Annotated in this window: 19 protein-coding genes; 5 read left to right on the top strand and 14 right to left on the bottom strand. The window is 41.5% G+C overall.

Annotation, left to right across the window (positions count from 1 at the left end; all coding sequences use genetic code 11):
• Positions 1-85: 85 nt before the first annotated feature.
• The 3 genes from RMZ41_RS12840 to RMZ41_RS12830 form a co-directional block, all read right to left on the bottom strand.
• Positions 86-2,374, bottom strand: coding sequence for a PhoD-like phosphatase (locus RMZ41_RS12840; RefSeq protein ID WP_322641890.1), 2,289 nt, complete (start codon positions 2,372-2,374; stop codon positions 86-88).
• A gap of 163 nt (positions 2,375-2,537) precedes the next feature.
• On the bottom strand, positions 2,538-2,714 hold the full coding sequence (locus RMZ41_RS12835; protein ID WP_322641891.1) for a hypothetical protein: 177 nt from the start codon (positions 2,712-2,714) through the stop codon (positions 2,538-2,540).
• 161 nt (positions 2,715-2,875) lie between these two features.
• Positions 2,876-4,267 (bottom strand): malic enzyme-like NAD(P)-binding protein, encoded by a 1,392-nt coding sequence (locus RMZ41_RS12830; RefSeq protein ID WP_322641892.1) that lies wholly within the window; start codon positions 4,265-4,267, stop codon positions 2,876-2,878.
• Positions 4,268-4,973: 706 nt separating this feature from the next.
• Between RMZ41_RS12830 and RMZ41_RS12825 the strand changes: the two genes are divergently transcribed.
• Together RMZ41_RS12825 and RMZ41_RS12820 are read left to right on the top strand one after the other, a co-directional pair.
• Entirely contained in the window at positions 4,974-5,144 is a 171-nt protein-coding gene (locus RMZ41_RS12825; RefSeq protein WP_322641893.1) for a hypothetical protein, read from the top strand.
• Between the two features lie 69 nt (positions 5,145-5,213).
• The gene (locus tag RMZ41_RS12820) at positions 5,214-5,594 is read left to right on the top strand and encodes a type II toxin-antitoxin system HicB family antitoxin (protein ID WP_322641894.1); all 381 of its coding nucleotides are present in this window, start codon (positions 5,214-5,216) and stop codon (positions 5,592-5,594) included.
• A gap of 37 nt (positions 5,595-5,631) precedes the next feature.
• Here RMZ41_RS12820 and RMZ41_RS12815 read toward each other — a convergent pair whose 3' ends face one another.
• The 3 genes from RMZ41_RS12815 to RMZ41_RS12805 form a co-directional block, all read right to left on the bottom strand.
• Positions 5,632-6,063, bottom strand: coding sequence for an NUDIX hydrolase (locus RMZ41_RS12815; protein WP_322641895.1), 432 nt, complete (start codon positions 6,061-6,063; stop codon positions 5,632-5,634).
• 8 nt (positions 6,064-6,071) lie between these two features.
• Positions 6,072-6,524, bottom strand: a complete 453-nt coding sequence (locus RMZ41_RS12810) for a DUF3531 family protein (RefSeq protein WP_069070833.1) — start codon at positions 6,522-6,524, stop codon at positions 6,072-6,074.
• Positions 6,525-6,730: 206 nt separating this feature from the next.
• On the bottom strand, positions 6,731-7,690 hold the full coding sequence (locus RMZ41_RS12805; protein ID WP_322641896.1) for a Sll0314/Alr1548 family TPR repeat-containing protein: 960 nt from the start codon (positions 7,688-7,690) through the stop codon (positions 6,731-6,733).
• Positions 7,691-8,008: 318 nt separating this feature from the next.
• Between RMZ41_RS12805 and RMZ41_RS12800 the strand changes: the two genes are divergently transcribed.
• Together RMZ41_RS12800 and rsmG are read left to right on the top strand one after the other, a co-directional pair.
• Positions 8,009-8,683 (top strand): energy-coupling factor ABC transporter ATP-binding protein, encoded by a 675-nt coding sequence (locus RMZ41_RS12800; protein WP_322641897.1) that lies wholly within the window; start codon positions 8,009-8,011, stop codon positions 8,681-8,683.
• A gap of 84 nt (positions 8,684-8,767) precedes the next feature.
• Positions 8,768-9,502, top strand: coding sequence for a 16S rRNA (guanine(527)-N(7))-methyltransferase RsmG (rsmG, locus tag RMZ41_RS12795; protein ID WP_322641898.1), 735 nt, complete (start codon positions 8,768-8,770; stop codon positions 9,500-9,502).
• A 115-nt stretch (positions 9,503-9,617) separates the two neighbouring features.
• Here the strand turns inward: rsmG and RMZ41_RS12790 are convergent, their stop codons facing one another.
• From RMZ41_RS12790 to RMZ41_RS12765, 6 genes are all read right to left on the bottom strand, one after another.
• Positions 9,618-10,397 carry a superoxide dismutase gene (locus RMZ41_RS12790; RefSeq protein WP_322641899.1) on the bottom strand — a complete coding sequence of 260 codons (780 nt, stop codon included), beginning with the start codon at positions 10,395-10,397 and terminating at the stop codon, positions 9,618-9,620.
• 110 nt (positions 10,398-10,507) lie between these two features.
• Complete coding sequence (locus RMZ41_RS12785; protein ID WP_322641900.1) at positions 10,508-11,596, bottom strand: ABC transporter ATP-binding protein; 1,089 nt, start codon at positions 11,594-11,596, stop codon at positions 10,508-10,510.
• 51 nt (positions 11,597-11,647) lie between these two features.
• A complete protein-coding gene (locus RMZ41_RS12780) occupies positions 11,648-11,893 on the bottom strand; it encodes a hypothetical protein (protein WP_322641901.1) in 246 nt (81 codons plus the stop codon).
• Positions 11,894-11,900: 7 nt separating this feature from the next.
• Positions 11,901-12,173 carry a BrnT family toxin gene (locus RMZ41_RS12775; RefSeq protein WP_322641902.1) on the bottom strand — a complete coding sequence of 91 codons (273 nt, stop codon included), beginning with the start codon at positions 12,171-12,173 and terminating at the stop codon, positions 11,901-11,903.
• A 7-nt stretch (positions 12,174-12,180) separates the two neighbouring features.
• On the bottom strand, positions 12,181-12,399 hold the full coding sequence (locus tag RMZ41_RS12770) for a type II toxin-antitoxin system HicB family antitoxin (RefSeq protein ID WP_322641903.1): 219 nt from the start codon (positions 12,397-12,399) through the stop codon (positions 12,181-12,183).
• 28 nt (positions 12,400-12,427) lie between these two features.
• Complete coding sequence (locus RMZ41_RS12765) at positions 12,428-13,156, bottom strand: GUN4 domain-containing protein (RefSeq protein ID WP_322641904.1); 729 nt, start codon at positions 13,154-13,156, stop codon at positions 12,428-12,430.
• 541 nt (positions 13,157-13,697) lie between these two features.
• Between RMZ41_RS12765 and RMZ41_RS12760 the strand changes: the two genes are divergently transcribed.
• Complete coding sequence (locus RMZ41_RS12760; protein ID WP_322641905.1) at positions 13,698-15,119, top strand: NADP-dependent isocitrate dehydrogenase; 1,422 nt, start codon at positions 13,698-13,700, stop codon at positions 15,117-15,119.
• Between the two features lie 1,011 nt (positions 15,120-16,130).
• On the opposite strand, the gene mtnA is transcribed toward RMZ41_RS12760, so the two are convergent.
• Entirely contained in the window at positions 16,131-17,192 is a 1,062-nt protein-coding gene (mtnA, locus tag RMZ41_RS12755; protein WP_322641906.1) for an S-methyl-5-thioribose-1-phosphate isomerase, read from the bottom strand.
• A gap of 204 nt (positions 17,193-17,396) precedes the next feature.
• Positions 17,397-18,773, bottom strand: coding sequence for a cytochrome P450 (locus RMZ41_RS12750; RefSeq protein WP_322641907.1), 1,377 nt, complete (start codon positions 18,771-18,773; stop codon positions 17,397-17,399).
• Between the last annotated feature and the right edge of the window lie 181 nt (positions 18,774-18,954).

Below are 18,954 nucleotides of genomic sequence, written 5' to 3'. Positions count from 1 at the left end.
CTTTCCCCCCGCCCCTTATCCCCAGAGGGGGCCCCACCTTCCCCTTTACCCTTTACCCCGCCAAGTTCCCTTGGCGTACTACTAGTTATTCTAATAAAGACTGATTGGGTATTAACTCGCTCTCAAAATGGCTGTAAACAACTTGAGTTGGATACCAAGAAGAAAACCAGTACAAATCTTGAATAACTTTATCAGAGCTACTCGCGTCTGCAAAATCAAAGTGAACCAAACCTAAATTATTCAATCCAACGACTTCTCGCCCCTCCTGAAACCAACGAGATTTCCAAAACATCAGGGGTTGTAACCATTTCCATTTAGCATCTTCGGCTCGTTTCCAAGGAGCTATTAATGATGATATATCTGCTTTGAAGCGAGAAGTCTGAACGCTGTTTCGAGGTATCCACTCCAGCACACAATGCCAATCAGAGTTAGCTAGCATCTGGCGATTATGGTGTAATTGTTTTGCAGAAACTTCTACCATATTGGGTGGCTCACTCCACCCAATCCAATGTCGCACTTTTTCGGGTAGTAACCAATCTTTCAATCGTGTATGAATCAACCGCGTCAAAATCTCTTCATTCTTTAATGCACTAGCGGTTAACTGCACTAAAACAGACTGCAATTTAGAATGTGTGTGTGCATAAGACAAGTGAGCAACAGAACTGTAGTGAATATCTCCAGAGAGAATCACTATTTGTTGACGTTCTTCAAACAAGGTAGTTAGAAATTTCGCCAGTGCTTCCATGTTAATGTTCCAAGCATCTCCAACATCCGTTGAAAAAACTTTCTCTTGTTTTAAGTTCCAATGGTGAATCCAATCAATGACTTGCATTCCAAATACATTGGTGGGCGCAATCACAAATGTAGTTTGAATCTGAGTTTCTTCAACTACTTTTTGTAAAGGTAAAACTAGTTGTTGCTCAAAGGCTTTTGGACACAACAGCATTGGTGGGGCAATTGGTTTTTGATCGGCTGGATAACCCCGCCAAGTGCGTGTATCAAGGACAATTACTTCATGGCAATCGCTTCTGACTGTGTAGTGCCAAGTCAGTGCTTCAGGATCTCTCTCAAGAATGAATACCGAACCGTCTCGAACTAGAATTGGTAAACCTGTAGCGGGATCGTTGGCTGGCATACCTAGATAACGAGCGATCGCCTCATTCGCTTTTTTATCCTTCCCTTGGGATGCTGACCAAGCTTGTGCAGCCGCCAACAGCTTTTCACCGGATTGATCTTTGGTAAATTGCCCCGGTATATTGCCCCATCCTTGAAACACCGTGTAAGCTAACAAAGCATTCTGGACTATTCTTCGCCCCAAGGGACGGCCTAACACCCGCAAACACCAAGCTTGGTTTAAGTTCCAGTCATCGCTAACATCATGGTCATCAAAGATGGTGTACATGGGAATATTGGCAAGGGCGCGACGCACTTTCCAAAGGGTGTAGATGAATTGGCGTAAATGCCAGACTGCTTTATTCCAGTCTTTGATAGCATGGCGATCGCGCGTTACTTGGTGTCCTTTGGGAAATGCGGTTGGCCAGCACACTGGCGACCAAGCTAGTAAATAAGTAGCGTAATATTCACCCAGACTGAAAAGATGACTGTTAACTTTCTCCGATTTATTATGTAATCCTGCGGTCAAGCCAGCTTGATTTGTCGCCACATCAGCACGATCTCCAGGGGGTAGCTGCTGGGGAGTACAGTAAACTCCATTCACTGGAAGTTGTTCTTCCCAACCCAAGAGGGCATCACCAAGGGTAGTTGCAACCCATAATGACGGATCTGCTACATCATCTCCGTAAATTTGATCTCCAGTCATGAATAGCTGGTGAGGACGATGTTGGGGTTGATTGGCTGAAGCCTCAATTAAACTGTCAAGAATTGGCAGTGCATCAAACCCATGACCATGAGGTTTACGGCAGGAAGAATGGACAATTTGCAAATCTTGCAGACGGTTTGGCGGCAAAACAAAGGTTGGTTTTTGATGATCGAAGTAGCTGATGCTGACTGTAGGTAAAGAGTTTGAGCATAATGCTTGTTGCAGCGTTTGCTGGGTTTGGTCTGCAATAGTAAGCTGGAGATCGTAAGCATAGAGGCGATCGCTAGTTAGGCGACATCCAGCCGGAGATCGAGCCGTTATTGCAACTACATGAAGATATTTACCCAGAGCAAAGCTAGAGCGTTCTCCCTCTAATAAACAATTTCCAAGCACTTCACCATCATTTATAGTTTCATAAACCTTGAGTTCTACTTTACAAGACTGTTTCAGAGCTACCCATACCGTCACTGACTCTGGTTCAGTATGTTTTAGGATTGGCCCCGCCAAAATTAGCGGCAGTTGTTGTAAAAACTCGTCCCCAGCTTGATACTTCATTGCAAAGAGTTGACAAAATGGTGGATTTTAGATGGTATTGCTTTATTTATATAATCCAATCACCAAATGGGGACGAGTTTTTCGCCAGTCCTCGATCTGACATATCGATGATAAGCGATGCCTTCTCTACAAGACACAAACAAGGCAAGTTAGAAATAATACCTCAGCTATGGGCGTTAGGATTGAGTATTGAATAGATAGCCATAGCCCACAATACGCTTAAATTGATGTTTTTTGATGGAAATTCTAGCTCGTAAAGACGCGATAAATCAATCATCACAAAGACGCGATAAATCGCCGTCTCTACAATAATCAGTCTTTTGTAGAGACGGCGATTCATCGCGTCTTTTGCCTTATATTCAGATAGCCGACAACTGTACAACCGAAATCATAAAATGATCGAGACTACCCAAAATGGTTTGCTAGTTTTAGCAATTTCCTTATGGAAGAATGTGCTTTGGGACGGGCGATACACCAATCCCACAAGAGTAATGAATTTACTTAATTGTGAGCGATACCTTCTTGACGCGCTGCTTGTTGCACAGCAGATGCAACAGCCTTGGCTACTCGATCATCAAAGACTGAAGGAATAATATGCTCCCGATCCAAGTCTGAAGGTTTGACTAAAGAAGCGATCGCATTTGCGGCTTCTAAGTACATTGTGGTAGTAATCGTCTTTGCTCGACAATCTAAAGCGCCACGGAATACCCCAGGAAAAGCTAGGACGTTATTGATTTGATTGGGGTAATCACTGCGGCCGGTAGCGATAACAGCAACATCTTTACTGATTAATTCTGGCTGAATTTCTGGAATCGGATTTGCCATTGCAAACACAATTGGATCTTTCGCCATCGAATGCACCATTTCTGGTGTCAAAACTCCCGGTGCGCTGACACCAATAAATACATCTGCACCTTGCATTGCACCCGCTAACGTACCTTGAGCTTTCACAGCAAATTCGAGTTTTTCTTCTGTCAAATCGGTACGACTGTTAGAGATAATCCCTTTAGAGTCGCACATCCAGATTTTTTCTGCCCCAGCTTTACGGAGTAACCGCGCGATCGCTACTCCTGCCGCCCCAGCACCGTTAATCACGATGCGGATTTCTGCCATTGCTTTATGTACCAGCTTTAGAGAATTAAACAATGCTGCCAAGGTGACAATGGCCGTACCGTGTTGATCGTCATGAAAAACGGGAATATCTAACTCTTCGCGCAATCTCTTTTCAATTTCAAAGCAGCGAGGTGCAGCGATATCCTCTAAATTCACACCCCCAAAAACTGGCGCGATATTCTTAACTGTCTGGATAATCTCTTCTGTATCTTGAGTGGCGAGACAAATGGGGAAAGCATCTAGCCCAGCAAATTCTTTAAATAGCATTGCTTTGCCTTCCATGACTGGGAGAGCAGCATCTGGCCCAAGATTTCCTAATCCTAAAACGGCACTACCATCGGTAACAATAGCAACAGTGTTTTGTTTGATGGTTAACTTGTAAACTTCTTCTGGATCTTGAGCGATCGCTGTACAAATTCGTCCGACTCCAGGAGTGTAAGCCATTGCGAGATCGGATACACTTTTTAGAGGAATTCTGCTCGTAATACTGATTTTGCCACCACGGTGCAAATTAAAGGTGCGATCGTAGACACTGAGTAACTTGATGTCTGGCAATGCTTTCACTGCTTGCACAATGGTTTCAGCATGTTCGGTACTAGCAGCATCAACAGTAATATCGCGGGTGGACTCTTTGCGGCTTTGCTCGATTAAATCAATTTGACCGAGATTGCCACCAGTAGCTGCGATCGCCTGGGTGACTGACGCTAACATCCCTACACGATTGGGAATCTGTAAGCGCAACGTCAAACTAAAACTAGAATTAGGAGTTAAGTCTGCCATGTTGATTTAGGATTTTAAGTTTTAAATTTTATATTGAATTGAGACGAAAACTAAAGCCTACTCACGGCTTGATAATTGTTTGTATTTATACCAACGTTTTATTAAAATAAATGAGTTCAGAACTTAGTAATTGTACCCAAATACAGCAGATATTTTTTAAAAGTTTTATCAATGAAGGCATAAGACGGAGCATAAGAAGCAGGAGGGCAGAGAAAGCAAGGGTTAAAAACCCCCTGGTGTTTGCGATCGCACCCTAACAACCGCAACAGATTGCAAGCAGGGATAATTTATAAGAAGAATTCAGGAATCAGGAGTCAGAATTCAGCATTCAGGATTCAGCATGAATTCTGTACGAGTGGTTGATAGCTTGCGGAGTGCGAGTTCACGATAGCGTAGCGGTAGCGAGTCTGCGAGCGTCGCGTCTGAATATTGGTTTAAAACCGGTCTTTTTTTTCTACGAGACGCTACCGCGAACGCGCCCCACTGCACGCTAACGCCCGCAAGTGGCGCGAAAAGAATTAAAATATTCTCGCCTTAAAACTCCATCCCTTCATGGGTGGAGTATTCTGAATCCTGTATTCTGACTCCTGACTCCTGTTTATAGTATGACTTTCGTAAAGATTAACAGCGATGACTGAACTACTTGAAGAAGCGATCGCTTTTTTATATCTCAAAAATTTGATACTATATATAGTATCATCTCTCAATGAGCAAATTAAGAGAATTAGTAGAGCGTTTCTTGAAACGACCTCCAGAAGTGCGGTTTCAGGAAGTTTACTATCTATTGGAAGCTTTTGGCTTTGAAGAAAAAAGTCTAAGGGTAGCCATCATAGCTTCCGAAACTCTCAAGGTAAAACGATTACTGTACCCAAGATAGGAGGACAAAAAGTTAAAGGAATCTATGTGCAGCAGATAATTGAATTATTAAATTTAGAAGAGTGGATTGATGAAGACACTGAACCAGAAGAACCAGAAGCTTGAAAAGCAGTCCTTAGAATATTATTTAAATCTTCAATATCCTGTAACTCTTTATCCCGAACCAGAGGGGGGATATGTAGCTCAAATTAAAGATTTACCAGGATGTCTTACCCAAGGCGAAACCCTTGAAGAGACAGTGGCAAATCTCAATGAGGCGCGGGAATTGTGGATTGAAACAGCTTATGAATTTGGCGATGATATCCCCTTACCAACTAGCAATCATAGCTATAGCGGTAAAATACTACTACGGATGCCGAAATCTTTACATCGTCGTTTAGCTGAGACTTCTGAACAAGAAGGTGTTAGTCTCAACCAGTATATTGTGTCTTTGTTGAGTAGGGTAGCATAATTAACAGCAAAGCAATCTTATAAGTTTTTCAAATAATTTATAGATATTGGAAAAATACTTCAGGTACTAACTTGAATTTCCCAGATTTCAAGCGAGAGATATCCATCCATAATGCTCTATGTTTATGAGTTTGTGATTCTGAAAAAACTAAACTTTCGAGTTGATAAAATTTTGAATCAACAAAGTCACATTGGTAAAGTTGAATAATTTCATGACCTTGCCTACCATTAAATGTAAACAGGTTCTCTATACAACCTAGATATTTAATATTCGTTAATTCTGCCTGAATTTCCTCTTGAAACTCTCTTTGTAGTGCGTCGCGGCTAGTTTCGCCAAATTCAACCCCACCGCCTAAAGCCCGATAAAATGTTTCGCGCTTTACGGGATCGTAGCCTTCAGAAAGAAATATGCGTTCGCCATTCCGAATTAGCCCCAAGGCTATTACCCTAATTTCTCCTGCTTTACTCATTTTTGTAACTAATTATCGTAAATAGACTGAGGACGACTTTCGCTATCCTCAATAGGCCAATCAGGATTTTCGCCACCGATGTACAATTCTTCAATGGTCACATATTCTTGACTTAGCTGGGTGAGAGCGTTGATTAAAATATCCAGAGCGATCGCATCACTGGTTCCTAAGTCAAACCAACAACGCCCCCACTGTCCCTCATATTCAAATTCACCGATGTTGTGCATCAGTGCTAACAGGCTTTTGTCATATCCTTGTTCATCATAATTCATGTAGCTGATATCGAGTCCAGTGTCTTGCACCTGGAGATTCTCTGCATTAAATGCGCCCAATTTACCCAGATAAAACCAGGAATTGAAAACTTCTTCTACATACTGCTTTTCACGGGCAGAAGGATTTGTGCTGAATTTTAGCCAAATCCACATATCAAAAGGATTAATTTCGCGGAACTGAATCTCCATTTTGGTCTAATATCTCAATTACTCTTCTGCAAATAAGCATATCAAAGTAGGGAATGGGGAATGGGTAAGAAGCAGGGGAGCAGGGAGCAGGGGGACAAGGGGAAATTACTGAATAAGTCTCTCCCAAGTCTCCCCCCTCTGACTTGTCTCTTCTTCATGCCCAATTCCCAATTTCCAATTCCCAATTCCCAATTCCCAATTTCCAATTACCCAGCATCATTTAGGCTAGCAGCATTTTTGCGTTCGCGTTCAATTTGTTTGACTAAATCGCTTGGGAGTTGGGATTTTTTAGTCAATGCTTTGTCAAAATTTGCGATCGCTTCTCGGATCATCTGCTGGCTTTTTTCTTTTTGTCCCAGGTTTTTCAGGATTTGGGCTTTGAGATAATAAATTTCTGGATTATCAGATGTGGTTTTGAGCGCCCGATTCACATATTCTAGTGCCTGCGGATACCGTTTTAAATCCCGGTAAGCAAGAGCAATACCCCGATCCACGAGATACCCAGGAGCAGCATTTTTTTCTAAGCGTCCAATTGCCTGATCTGGGCTAGCGAAAGGCAAATTAACCGCTAACAGTAAATCCATATAACCCTTAATTAAATTCAGTTCTGGATCGTTAGCAGAAATTACTTCAGCTTTATCTAAATATTCATAAACTTGCCGCAGCCGACTAAAAGCTTCCGGTACACCGTTGACAGTACCCTTACGAGTGAGAGTTACTGCTCCTTCTAAAAAATGACCAACAGCAGTGTATAAATTACCACGCAATGGATCGCTAGCAACCAGTTTTTGTCCAGCTTCTAGAGTTTTTTTACTGTAGGTGTCTAGTTTAGACCAATCCTTATTTCCGTATGCCAAAGATGCTTTCATCGCATAAGCTAGAGGTTCATTTGGCTCTTTGGATATTGCTTGTTCTAGATAACGCTCTGCTGCTGGATAGTTACCCTGCTGGAAAATCGCTTTAAAAGCTGCTTCTGTTTGGTCGCCAATTTGATGAGGTTGGCTATTGCGAAAGGGATCGCCAGCTAGTGAAGGGTTTATCCATAGATTAAGTGCGATTACCCAAGGGGCAACGCCAAAGGCGATCGCAGCACCAAAAGTAGTCTGAGCAAGAGTAGTGAGTCTCCTAGACACTACTAATTGAGGCGAAGAAAACCTTTTAGTCATTTTAAACCTCAGAATAATTGCGGATAAAATAGTTGTATTTGTTACTTAAAATGTAAAAAATGGTTAATTTTAACTTGCCTCTAGCTCAACCCAAATTTTCTTGTATAAAGGTTGACTTTAGTAATTTTTCCATATTTATAGGCTCGTCATAGCCAAAGTTTTCAGGATGAGTCTGCCACAATGGAGAAAAATTGGATGATTCTTGCTGCTAGATTAAGCTGTTAATCCAGGTAATGCATGATAAATTTTTTCAGAATTTTCCAGGTACTCTCAGTGTAGCTAATTAGTAATTTGCTGACTTTTTGGTAATCTTAACAAATGCTCTATCTCCGAAATGTAAATTATCATCCCACAGCGTGTCCAACAGCGATTCTTAAATCGATCGACTTGGAATTAGCACCCCAGCAGTTAGGTCTGATTATTGGCCCCAGTGGTTCGGGAAAAAGTACCTTACTAGAAATTTTATCGGGACTAGCTGAACCCACTACTGGGGCACTCTTCTGGCGGGAACAAGAACTTATAGCCGAACAGCTACAACAATTAGCTGGGTTAGTATTTCAGTTTCCAGAACGGCACTTTTGCGGTGGTTCAATTTTAGAAGAATTGCGTTTAGGACATCCTGAGTTAGGGTCAGAACGAGTTAGAGAAGCCCTAACTGAGGTGGGATTAGAGCATTTATCGCTTTCTGCTGCTCCCCATGCTTTGAGTGGTGGTCAACAGAGGCGTTTAGCTTTAGCAGTGCAATTGATTCGCCAGCCAAATTTACTGTTATTGGATGAACCAACTGCTGGGTTAGATTGGTCAATGCGCCGACAACTGGTAAGTTTATTAGCGAAACTAAAACAAGATTGGACGTTGTTGGTAGTCACACACGATGCTGGGGATCTGTTAGCGATCGCAGATCGTTGTTGGACACTCAACCACGGTGAACTACAATCAGTAGATCCAAAAACATTAGAATCCAAAGTCAAAGAACCTCTACCATCGGCATGAAAGGGGACTGGGGACTGGGGACTGGAGAAAAAAGAATACCCAATGCCCCATCCCAAATGACAAATGACAAATGACAAATGACAAATGACAAACTTATTGCCTGAGATGGCAGAAATCTGGCAGCAAAGTCTAAATTGGCAACCAACTGTCGAACAGCAAGAACAATTCCAAAGGCTTTATGAATTAATCCTAGAAGGTAATCGCCAACTAAATTTAACTCGCATTACTGACCCCCAAGAGTTTTGGGAAAAACATCTCTGGGATTCTCTACGAGGAATTCTACCCCTGTTATCAGGAAATTTACCTCCGGCTTCCCCTACTATCATTGATATTGGTACAGGTGCAGGTTTTCCAGGTGTTCCAGTGGCAATAACAGTACCTAATTGCACAATTACTCTTCTGGATTCCACTCAAAAAAAAATTACTTTTCTCGACAATCTATTATCTGAACTTGCCCTTACTAATGCCAAAACCCTTGTTGCTAGGGCTGAAGAAATCGGTCAGCATCCTCAGCATCGATTAGTTTATGATATTGCATTGATCCGCGCTGTAGGTGCAGCCTCTGTTTGTGCAGAATATACTCTACCACTGCTTAAACAGGGAGGTTTAGCCATAATTTATCGCGGTAATTGGACAGACGAAGAAACAACATCTTTGCAGAATGCTGTGAAACAGTTGGGTGGCGTTATTGAATCAATCGAACAATTTACAACACCCTTGAGTCACAGCATCCGGCATTGTGTCTATTTGCGTAAGGTAGCTATCACACCGATTGAGTTTCCTCGTGCTATTGGTGTACCAACTCAAAAGCCCCTTTAACTAATTCGTAATTCGTAATTCATAATTAGAAAGGGTACAAACTTTTGTTAATTGTAATTACGAATTACTTTGACAGTGCGAAAAATAAATTTTTCTATCTCTTCCGTGTCAATATTTAAGCTAATTTACTTGCTGTTGCAAACCGCTTGTTAATCTCATCCCAATTAACGACGTTCCACCAAGCATCTAAGTAATCGGCGCGGCGATTCTGGTAATTTAAATAATATGCATGTTCCCATACGTCATTACCCAAAATAGGATATTTACCTGCACTTAAGGGACTATCTTGGTTAGCTGTGGTTGTCACTTCCAATTTGCCACCTTTATTACGCACTAACCAAACCCAACCACTACCAAAACGGCCAGCACCAGCTTCGTTAAACTGTTTTTTGAACGCTGCAAAACTGCCAAAACTTTGATTAATTGCGGAGGCTATATTTCCTGTTGGTTCTCCTCCACCTTTTGGCTTCATAATTTCCCAGAACATTGAGTGGTTCACATGACCGCCACCATTATTGCGTACTGTTCTGCGAATATCTTGTGGTACACTATCGAGTTTCTGTAACAGTTCCTCAATAGTTTTGCCTTTGAGTTCTGGATGTTTATCTAACGCTGCATTTAGGTTTTTTACATAAGTTGCGTGATGTTTATCATGGTGGAATTGCATTGTTTTAGCATCGATGTGTGGTTCTAGTGCTTCGTATGCGTAAGGTAAAGGCGGTAGTTGGATAGCACCTTTTTTATTTTGTGTTATATTCCCTTTTGTGTTTGGTGTTGATTCAGGAGTTGCAGCGTTTCCATCAGGAGATTTCTCTGCCAATGCACAAGCATCTAATACAAAAGCACCTGCACCGGATGTAAGTAAAAACAAGAAATTGCGTCGATTAATAGACATATAAGTTTTTGCAGCTAATCCATTAAGTCTCTATTGCCGTTTTTATTTTCTTAGATTTTGGCTACAAAAAATTGTTAATTGTGATTATTTTTGGGAGTTTAAGAAACTATTTATAAAATTCTGTCCCCAGTTTTAGGATCAAATACAAACAAGTGATGCAAATCAAGTTGTAGAGAAAGCCTATCGCCTGGACGCAAACGCACATCCCCACCCACTTGAATATTCAACACCACCGCCGAACCAGGTAAGCCAGCACGAATCAAAGTTTCCCTTCCCAAAGGTTCTACCACCTTAACCTCTACAATCAGCTGATTCTCATTTCCTTTTGGCGGTTCGTTAATAAAAATATGCTCTGGACGAATCCCCAAATCATAACTGTGCCCTTGACGCAACTGTAATTTATCTTTCACATCTGCTGAAACCGTTAATAATTGCCCACTCACATCAAAACCGTTATTTTGATAGATTGCAGGCAAGATATTCATTGGCGGACTGCCTAAAAAACTTGCCACCATCTGATTAGCAGGACTTGCATAAATAGTTTGGGGATCGCCAATTTGTTGAATCCGTCCTCGATTTAGCACGACAATTTTATCAGCCAAAGTCATCGCTTCAACTTGATCGTGGGTGACGTAAATAGTTGTAATTCCTAATTCTTGATGTAACTGTTTCAATTCCGCCCTTGTATCGTCGCGTAATTGGGCATCTAAATTAGATAAAGGTTCATCAAGTAAAAACACTTGTGGTTTACGAGCGATCGCTCTTCCTAATGCTACCCGTTGTTGCTGTCCTCCGGAAAGTTGTTTGGGTTTACGATCCAGCAGATGATCCAAAGAAAGCGATCGCGCTACATTCATCACTCGTTCTTGAATGATTTTCCGGTCAACCTTCCGCATTTGCAAGCCAAAACCGATGTTTTCTGCCACACTCATGTGAGGATAGAGAGCGTAGTTTTGGAACACCATCGCCACATCTCGCTGTCTGGCTGGGATATTATTTACCAAGCGATCGCCAATAAAGAGTTTACCTGATGTGGCAGTTTCTAAACCTGCGATCGTTCGCAAAATTGTCGATTTACCACAACCCGATGGCCCGACTAAAACCCAAAACTCACCATCGGGAATTTCAAAGGTAATATCCTCGATTGCGGTGACATTGTTAAACCTACGCTTAATATCTTCTAGACGAACATTTGCCATTATCTGATTTGATATTTTCAGTTTGGGATCTGCGGTACTTCCAACTCAATACTAGGAGGTTTTATCCGCTCCCTCCGAGGAACTGTGAGGCTGCTTTGCAAGTGCAGAAACTTGATTGTCGTGTACAACTCTAATCAAAAATCTTAGAGCCTCATTCACAGCATCGGCATTGGGAAAAACCTCTGCAACATCAGGTTCTAAACGAATTGTTGTCTTCCCAAAGCTTTTTCGTTCCGGGCCGAACTTTCTGACCCTTAAACTCTTTAAGTCATACTCCGATCGCAGATCGTCTTCCATTTCTGGCTTACCCTTCTTTGTATGCTTCTCGCTCGGATCGTGTTACTTCTCTTGCACTAATGAGACGAATCGAATTTCCTCTCTCTGTATATGACGTAATTAGTAAACGTCCCCGATTTGACTCTCCAATAATAAGGTAATGCTCCTCATCATTAGAGTGGTCTGGATCATAGAAGTCAACATAGAGCGGATCGTCGAAAACAGTCTTGGCTTCTTCAAAGGAAACCTGATGTTTTAAAAGATTTATTGCCGCTTTGTTTTCGTCCCACTCAAACTTCATGGAATTATTAAATCACTACCTTTTGAATACCTATAAATTCTGGTATTTCTTCATCATTTGTTGTTTCTAAACAAAGTTCAATTACTTGTTTCATGTTAGCCATCAACTCATCAATTGTTTCTCCTTGACTGTAACAGGCTTGTAGCTGAGGGACTTCTCCGACATAGTAACCATCTTCATCCCGTTCAATGATGACGTAGAATTCTCGCTTGGTAGAATTGATCATAATCTATTTGTCCGTAAGCTCAAAATCATTATTTTTCTGAGTTCTTTGTCCAAGCAGGGTGAGAGAGTAAAGAAGCAAAGACTCGTACCCCTCGCAGTTGATTAGAAAGGGGTAAATGACCTCTAGGCGCACTCAAATTCCAGGTAAAACTGTTAGGGTATCGCGTCCAGTTATTACCTTCTTTCCAGCCAATTTTCGGCCAGAAATTTTCCCAATTTTTACCCAAACTCAACCAGATTTCTCGCTGCACTGAAAAGCCAAATTTACCTTCGGAGTGAACTAACCAGAGGTTGTTAATAGTTTGCAAGTCAACAGATGAGATATTTTCTACCTCAGTAAAGTACAACCATTTTCGTTGTACAGCCGTTGGCCCTGATAGTTCACACATTTTTTCGATGGTGACGCGATCGGCTGCTTGGAAGTCTTGAGCAGCAAGTAGCTGTTGCAAAGAATTGTAGTTAATCTCGCACTCTGATTTTAGAGGTACAATTCCTACAGGAAAACAGGAGCGCAAAAACTCTTTGGCTTGAGGTGCATCAGAGTTGTAAAGGACTTGGTAAGCTTTACCATCAATCCAAGTCGCTGGGTTTTCACGTCGTTTCAGTAAAAATTCCATCAACACGTCTAATCCCTCATTACCCAACTCAGCTAACTGTGGGATTATCTGCTGTTGGACTTTTTCAGACCCAGCGATTAACGTTCGTCGGAGGGAGTCGATGTCATTAGCAGGATCTGATAAAATCATTGGGTTTGTCATGCCATTCTAGTTTTAGCGGTCAGTGAAAGGGCGATAAGCTATCTAGCTCCTCCAAGGTGAAGCATTGATAGCGAAAAGTAGTTTACAACTATTAAAGCAGAAAGCCCATAAGGTTAAGCCTGTACTGAATTCAGGACACGCTTAACTGTCATTGACGGTATGGGATGAATGTGTTCGTGTAGCGTCTTGTTGGCGCAGCGTAGAAAAACGCTTTTAGGTGCAGTATGTGGTTTAGCAAGCGTAGCCATTCACGAAAAAAGCAAAATTTGCGATCGCTTCACTCAATCCCACACTTAATCCCCAAATAATGTACAAGGAGAATAGGGGGAGAATCTAGAGACTAGAGACTAGGGACTGGGGACTGGGGACTAGGGACTGGGTACTACGACTAAGGGGACATGGAGGACAAGGGTGAATTATTGAAAAAATCACTTCGTTGTCTCTTCCTAATCCCCAATACCCAATCCCCAGTACCCAATATACAAGCCTGCCACATAAGGATTTTTTGACTAGCAGCGTATCGATTAGGAGTGTGTGAACAATGTACGAAAAGATTACCCCCCCCGCAGCCGGAGCAAAAATCACCTTCAAAAATGGTGAACCAATCGTACCGGACAATCCAATTATCCCCTTTATTCGCGGTGACGGTACAGGTATCGACATCTGGCCTGCTACCCAAAAAGTTCTCGATGCTGCGGTAGCCAAAGCATATAAAGGTCAGCGTCAAATTAGTTGGTTCAAGGTTTACGCTGGTGACGAAGCTTGCGATTTATACGGAACTTATCAGTATTTGCCTCAAGATACTCTCACGGCAATTGAAGAATATGGTGTCGCTATTAAAGGGCCTTTAACTACTCCTGTTGGGGGAGGAATTCGTTCTTTAAATGTGGCATTACGACAAATTTTTGACCTGTATGCCTGCGTGCGTCCTTGCCGTTACTATGCAGGTACGCCTTCACCTCACAAAAATCCCGAAAAGCTGGATGTAATTGTTTATCGGGAGAATACGGAAGATATTTATTTAGGCATTGAGTGGCGACAAGGTAGCGAAATTGGCGATCGCTTAATTAAAATTCTCAATGAAGAACTAATCCCCGCCACTCCAGAACATGGGAAAAAACGTATTCCTCTGGATTCTGGGATTGGCATCAAACCCATCAGCAAAACTGGTTCCCAACGCCTAGTTAGACGTGCCATCAAACATGCTTTGCTATTGCCAAAAAATAAGCAACAAGTGACTTTGGTGCATAAGGGCAACATCATGAAGTACACCGAAGGCGCTTTCCGCGATTGGGGTTATGAACTAGCAACTAGTGAATTTCGCCAAGAAACTGTCACCGAAAGGGAATCTTGGATTTTAAGTAACAAGGAAAAAAATCCGAATATTTCCTTGGAAGAAAACGCCCGCGAGATCGATCCTGGGTTTGATAGTCTCACTGAAGAGAAGAAGGCGCAAATTGTCAAGGAAGTTGAAACTGTTCTTAACGCAATTTGGGCAACTCACGGCGATGGCAAATGGAAAGAGAAAGTTTTGGTGAATGACCGGATTGCTGACAGTATTTTTCAACAAATCCAAACCAGACCGGATGAGTATTCGATTTTGGCGACAATGAACTTAAACGGCGATTATTTATCTGATGCCGCCGCCGCCATTGTTGGAGGATTGGGAATGGGGCCAGGAGCAAATATTGGTGATTCTAGTGCCATATTTGAAGCTACCCACGGTACTGCACCCAAACACGCCGGATTGGATCGGATTAATCCAGGTTCAGTGATTTTGTCTGGTGTGATGATGCTGGAATTTATGGGTTGGCAAGAAGCCGCAGACCTAATTAAGAAAGGTTTAAGCGATGCGATCGCAAATAGTCAAGTGACTTACGATTTAGCCCGGTTGCTAGAACCGCCTGTTGAACCTTTAAAATGTTCTGAATTTGCCGACGCAATTATTCAGCATTTTGGTTAATTCTATTAGGGTTAAGTCGAATTACCCCACCCTAACCCTCCCCGGTATGTATTGGGGAGGGAACTGGATTTCTTGTTTCCCCCCTTTATAAGGGGGGATTAAGGGGGGTAATTTGACTTGTGTATACACGCTTTTTTAAGGGAGTTCGGGGGGATCAACAAATATTTAATACTTCTCAGACATTCTTCGATAAATTAACCGTTTCAAAAAAGCGAAATGGCATTTGATTTGCAAAAAATACCAAAATGAGAAAGCAAACTGGGGTTTGAGTAAGTGAAATCTCTTTTTGAGAAAGCAAAAGCTTCTTTTACTTGCGGAAAACACCAAAATTAGAAAGCAAACTGGAGTTTGAGTAAGTCAAAGCTTCTTTTACTTGCGGAAAACACCAAAATTAGAAAGCAAACTGGAGTTTGAGTAAGCAAAAGCTTCTTTTACTTGCGGAAAACACCAAAATGAGAAAGCAAACTGGGGTTTGAGTAAGTCAAAGCTTCTTTTGAGTAACTATTTGCGGATTTTGCTTATTGAATTTAGTCAAAATATGAAGTTTAGATAAAATTTTTGAAACAATTACTGATAAATGATGTGTATTTTGAACCGTCAGATTTTAACGCGATAAGTAGTTACAAAAAACAAAATCCCCGGCTTTTCTAAAAAGCGGGGATTTTTTTGGGGCAATCCCCTATAAAGTTTCCGTTAATTCCGATTTAACCCAATCGGTAGGGGCGTAGCAATGTGTGCTGCACTTGCATACGCAGGTAGCAAGTTTCCATTAATTCCGATTTAACCCAATCGGTAGGGAGTTCGTCTAGGAGCCTTTGCCCCATAAGGCTTTCAGACACCAAATCGACACCACTCTAAAAAACATTATATATGTTGTGTGATGAACAACACGCATACCTTAAATCCTTACCCAGTAAGCAATCGACACCACTCAACGAAAAATATAGAGTTTCGGCGATTTGGCGAGTGGTGTCGATGAACATTTAAAACTCCTATCCTCTTTGTACTCAATTACACTAATTGCTTTACCTGTGATTTCGCTAATTTATCAGGTGCGATCGCTCCATTCTCTGTAATGATGGCTGTAATCAACTCAGCCGGAGTCACATCAAAAGCTGGGTTGTAAAAATCTACACCTTCAGGCGTGAGAATAGTATCTCCCACTTGATATATTTCTGTTGGATCGCGTTCTTCAATGGGAATTTTGCTACCATCGGCTAATTCAAAATCAACGGTAGAAAGGGGTGCAGCCACAAAGAAAGGGATATTATGTGCTTTAGCTGCGATCGCAACACTATAAGTACCAATTTTATTAGCAGTGTCGCCATTAGCAGCAATTCGGTCAGCACCCACAACTACAGCATGAATCAAACCCTGTTTCATGCAATGGGCTGCCATATTATCAGTAATTAATGTTACCGGAATACCTTCTTGCACACATTCCCAAGCAGTGAGTTTTGCACCTTGCAAGCGCGGACGAGTTTCATCAGCAAATAAACGTTCTAAACGTCCTTCTCTCCAAGCCGAACGCACAACACCCAAAGCAGTGCCATAACCAGCCGTAGCTAATGCCCCAGCGTTGCAGTGAGTAAGTAGCGTCAGCTTTTCTGGAGTATTGGGTAAAACTGCCAAACCATTGTCGCCGATCGCTTGACAGGTTTGCAAATCTTCACTGTTGATTGCTTGGGCTGTTTGGAAAAGAATTTGCTTGATGTCTTCTACAGTTCCCAGCGTTTCGTAGGCGGTTTTCATCATCCGGCTAATTGCCCAAAATAAATTTACCGCCGTCGGACGAGTAGAACGCAACAACTGAGCTACTTTATCTAAGTTTTGCAGAAATTCGTGGCGATCGCTAGTTTCAATTTCCCTTGCACCAAGATACATTCCATAAGCAGCAGCCACACCAATTGCCGGCGCACCTCGCACAATCATCGTTTTAATCGCCCGCGCCATATCTTCACTGCGGTGGATTTCTACAAATGTATATTCGTTGGGTAAGCGCGTTTGGTCAATTAGTGACACCGAATCGTTGTGCCAAATAACTGGATAAACATGATTTGTGGAAAGTGTCATAGAAAAAGGTAGTTAATGGATAAGCAATATTTTTTACTTTAATCCACCTTGATGACTTCATCTCAGGACTTACACAAACAATCGCCGAAAAGATTTTCTGGTATGGACAATTCATGAATTGCCCCTAAAGTGTGTGGTTTTACCTTTTAAAAAACAAGATGAAATTAACTATTTCTACCTTTTTCGCTACTGCTAATCAGAATTTTATGCTTGTTGATATTTCTCATCTTTAGAAGCATTTGACGCAATCTGCTTCACTTGTACCTTCAGCCCATTTACTGGACGTAAGGTAATTGAAGGCTGTGGTACGATTGGGTATCCTGGGACTAAATCTATTTGGAAGCGTTGAGCGATCGTTGCCAATAACAAAGCCGCTTCCATCTGAGCAAAACCTTTACCAATACAAATCCTTGGCCCATCTCCAAAGGGAATATATACTCCTTTAGGCAGTTGTTTTTCAAACTCCTGTGTCCATCTTTCTGGTTGAAAAACTTCAGGATTCTCAAAATATTTTGGATGACGGTGCATTACCCATTGGCTAATCATGATTGCTATACCTTGGGGAATTTCATAATCACCAATATGGGTATCTACTGCTGCTTCTCGCCCCATCAGAGGTACTGGAGGATATAACCGCATTGATTCTTTAATAATTTGCTGTGTATAAACTAATTGCCCAAGGTCTTCGAGAGTTGGTAACTTTCCTTGCAAGACTTGATTTAGCTCTGATTCTAATTTTTTACGCACTTCAGGATTTTGTGCCAAGAGCATCCACGTCCAGGATAAAGTATTTGCAGTTGTTTCATGTCCTGCCAACATTAAAGTAGCAACTTCATCCCGCAGCAGTTTATCATCCATCTGCTGAAGAGTTTCTTCGTCTTTTGCTTCCATTAACATTGTCAACAAATCATTCTTTTTTTCTTTACTATTGCGACGTTCTTGAATCAACTTATAAATAGCTTCATTCATTTGGGCAATAGCATCACGATAACGGACATTTTCAGGTCTTGGAAACCACTCCCACACCAAAAAATTTTGCCGCCGCTTACTTTCAAACCACTGCATTGCTACATCTAAGGCATTAGCAACAACTTTTGCTTCTCCTGTATCCACATCAGCGCTAAATATGCACTTCATAACTATTAAAAGTGTCAGGTGCATCATATCTTCGTGAATGTCATGACTTTCACCATCGTGCCAACTTTGAAGCATTCGGTTGGTGTACTCTACCATTATTTCACTATATGCATTAATGCGTTTTTGGTGAAATACTGGTTGAGCAAGGCGACGTTGCCAAAACCATGATTCTCCTTCTGCGCTTAATAATCCTTCTCCTAATAAGCTTTTTAAGGCGCGTAAGCCTCGGCTTTTAATAAAATCATTGCGATTTTTGAGAACTTCTTCTATATATTCAGGATTAGTTATTAAACAACTAGATGTTAACCCTAACTGTAAGGGAACAATATCACCATAGTCACGGCAACGGGTAAGAAATTCTAATGGGTCTTGTCCAAGTTCAAATAGATGTCCAACAATAGAATTAGCTGAGGGTGCTGGCAAATCGAATACATTTTTAGCCACAGGAAAAAACCTCTAAATTGTGTATTTTAAATAAGATTAAGTTACCGTTAATATTAAATTCTTCCCCCAACAGAGAGATTAGGCAAACTGCATATAACCCACATTTCGCACTTGAAGCAGTAGCATATATAAACTAACTTTAAAAAAAATCCACAATTTTAATTTAGACACTTAAATAACT

This window comes from Nostoc sp. DedVER02, assembly GCF_034530675.2.
Lineage (GTDB): Bacteria > Cyanobacteriota > Cyanobacteriia > Cyanobacteriales > Nostocaceae > Nostoc.
The sequence above is the reverse complement of the archived record's forward strand: the minus strand, read 5'-3'. Positions and strand labels throughout refer to the sequence as shown.

Excerpts from the sequence above, each read along its gene's own strand:
- RMZ41_RS12810 (WP_069070833.1), bottom strand. The coding sequence starts at position 6,524 with ATGGAGATTCAGTTCCGCGAAATTAATCCTTTTGATATGTGGATTTGG.
- RMZ41_RS12770 (WP_322641903.1), bottom strand. The coding sequence starts at position 12,399 with ATGATCAATTCTACCAAGCGAGAATTCTACGTCATCATTGAACGGGAT.
- RMZ41_RS12805 (WP_322641896.1), bottom strand. The coding sequence starts at position 7,690 with ATGACTAAAAGGTTTTCTTCGCCTCAATTAGTAGTGTCTAGGAGACTC.
- RMZ41_RS12825 (WP_322641893.1), top strand. The coding sequence starts at position 4,974 with ATGAGCAAATTAAGAGAATTAGTAGAGCGTTTCTTGAAACGACCTCCA.
- RMZ41_RS12790 (WP_322641899.1), bottom strand. The coding sequence starts at position 10,397 with ATGTCTATTAATCGACGCAATTTCTTGTTTTTACTTACATCCGGTGCA.
- RMZ41_RS12835 (WP_322641891.1), bottom strand. The coding sequence starts at position 2,714 with ATGAATCGCCGTCTCTACAAAAGACTGATTATTGTAGAGACGGCGATT.
- RMZ41_RS12840 (WP_322641890.1), bottom strand. The coding sequence starts at position 2,374 with ATGAAGTATCAAGCTGGGGACGAGTTTTTACAACAACTGCCGCTAATT.
- RMZ41_RS12780 (WP_322641901.1), bottom strand. The coding sequence starts at position 11,893 with ATGGAAGACGATCTGCGATCGGAGTATGACTTAAAGAGTTTAAGGGTC.
- RMZ41_RS12815 (WP_322641895.1), bottom strand. The coding sequence starts at position 6,063 with ATGAGTAAAGCAGGAGAAATTAGGGTAATAGCCTTGGGGCTAATTCGG.
- RMZ41_RS12760 (WP_322641905.1), top strand. The coding sequence starts at position 13,698 with ATGTACGAAAAGATTACCCCCCCCGCAGCCGGAGCAAAAATCACCTTC.
- RMZ41_RS12765 (WP_322641904.1), bottom strand. The coding sequence starts at position 13,156 with ATGACAAACCCAATGATTTTATCAGATCCTGCTAATGACATCGACTCC.
- RMZ41_RS12820 (WP_322641894.1), top strand. The coding sequence starts at position 5,214 with ATGAAGACACTGAACCAGAAGAACCAGAAGCTTGAAAAGCAGTCCTTA.
- RMZ41_RS12800 (WP_322641897.1), top strand. The coding sequence starts at position 8,009 with ATGCTCTATCTCCGAAATGTAAATTATCATCCCACAGCGTGTCCAACA.
- mtnA (WP_322641906.1), bottom strand. The coding sequence starts at position 17,192 with ATGACACTTTCCACAAATCATGTTTATCCAGTTATTTGGCACAACGAT.
- RMZ41_RS12775 (WP_322641902.1), bottom strand. The coding sequence starts at position 12,173 with ATGAAGTTTGAGTGGGACGAAAACAAAGCGGCAATAAATCTTTTAAAA.
- RMZ41_RS12785 (WP_322641900.1), bottom strand. The coding sequence starts at position 11,596 with ATGGCAAATGTTCGTCTAGAAGATATTAAGCGTAGGTTTAACAATGTC.
- RMZ41_RS12830 (WP_322641892.1), bottom strand. The coding sequence starts at position 4,267 with ATGGCAGACTTAACTCCTAATTCTAGTTTTAGTTTGACGTTGCGCTTA.
- rsmG (WP_322641898.1), top strand. The coding sequence starts at position 8,768 with ATGACAAACTTATTGCCTGAGATGGCAGAAATCTGGCAGCAAAGTCTA.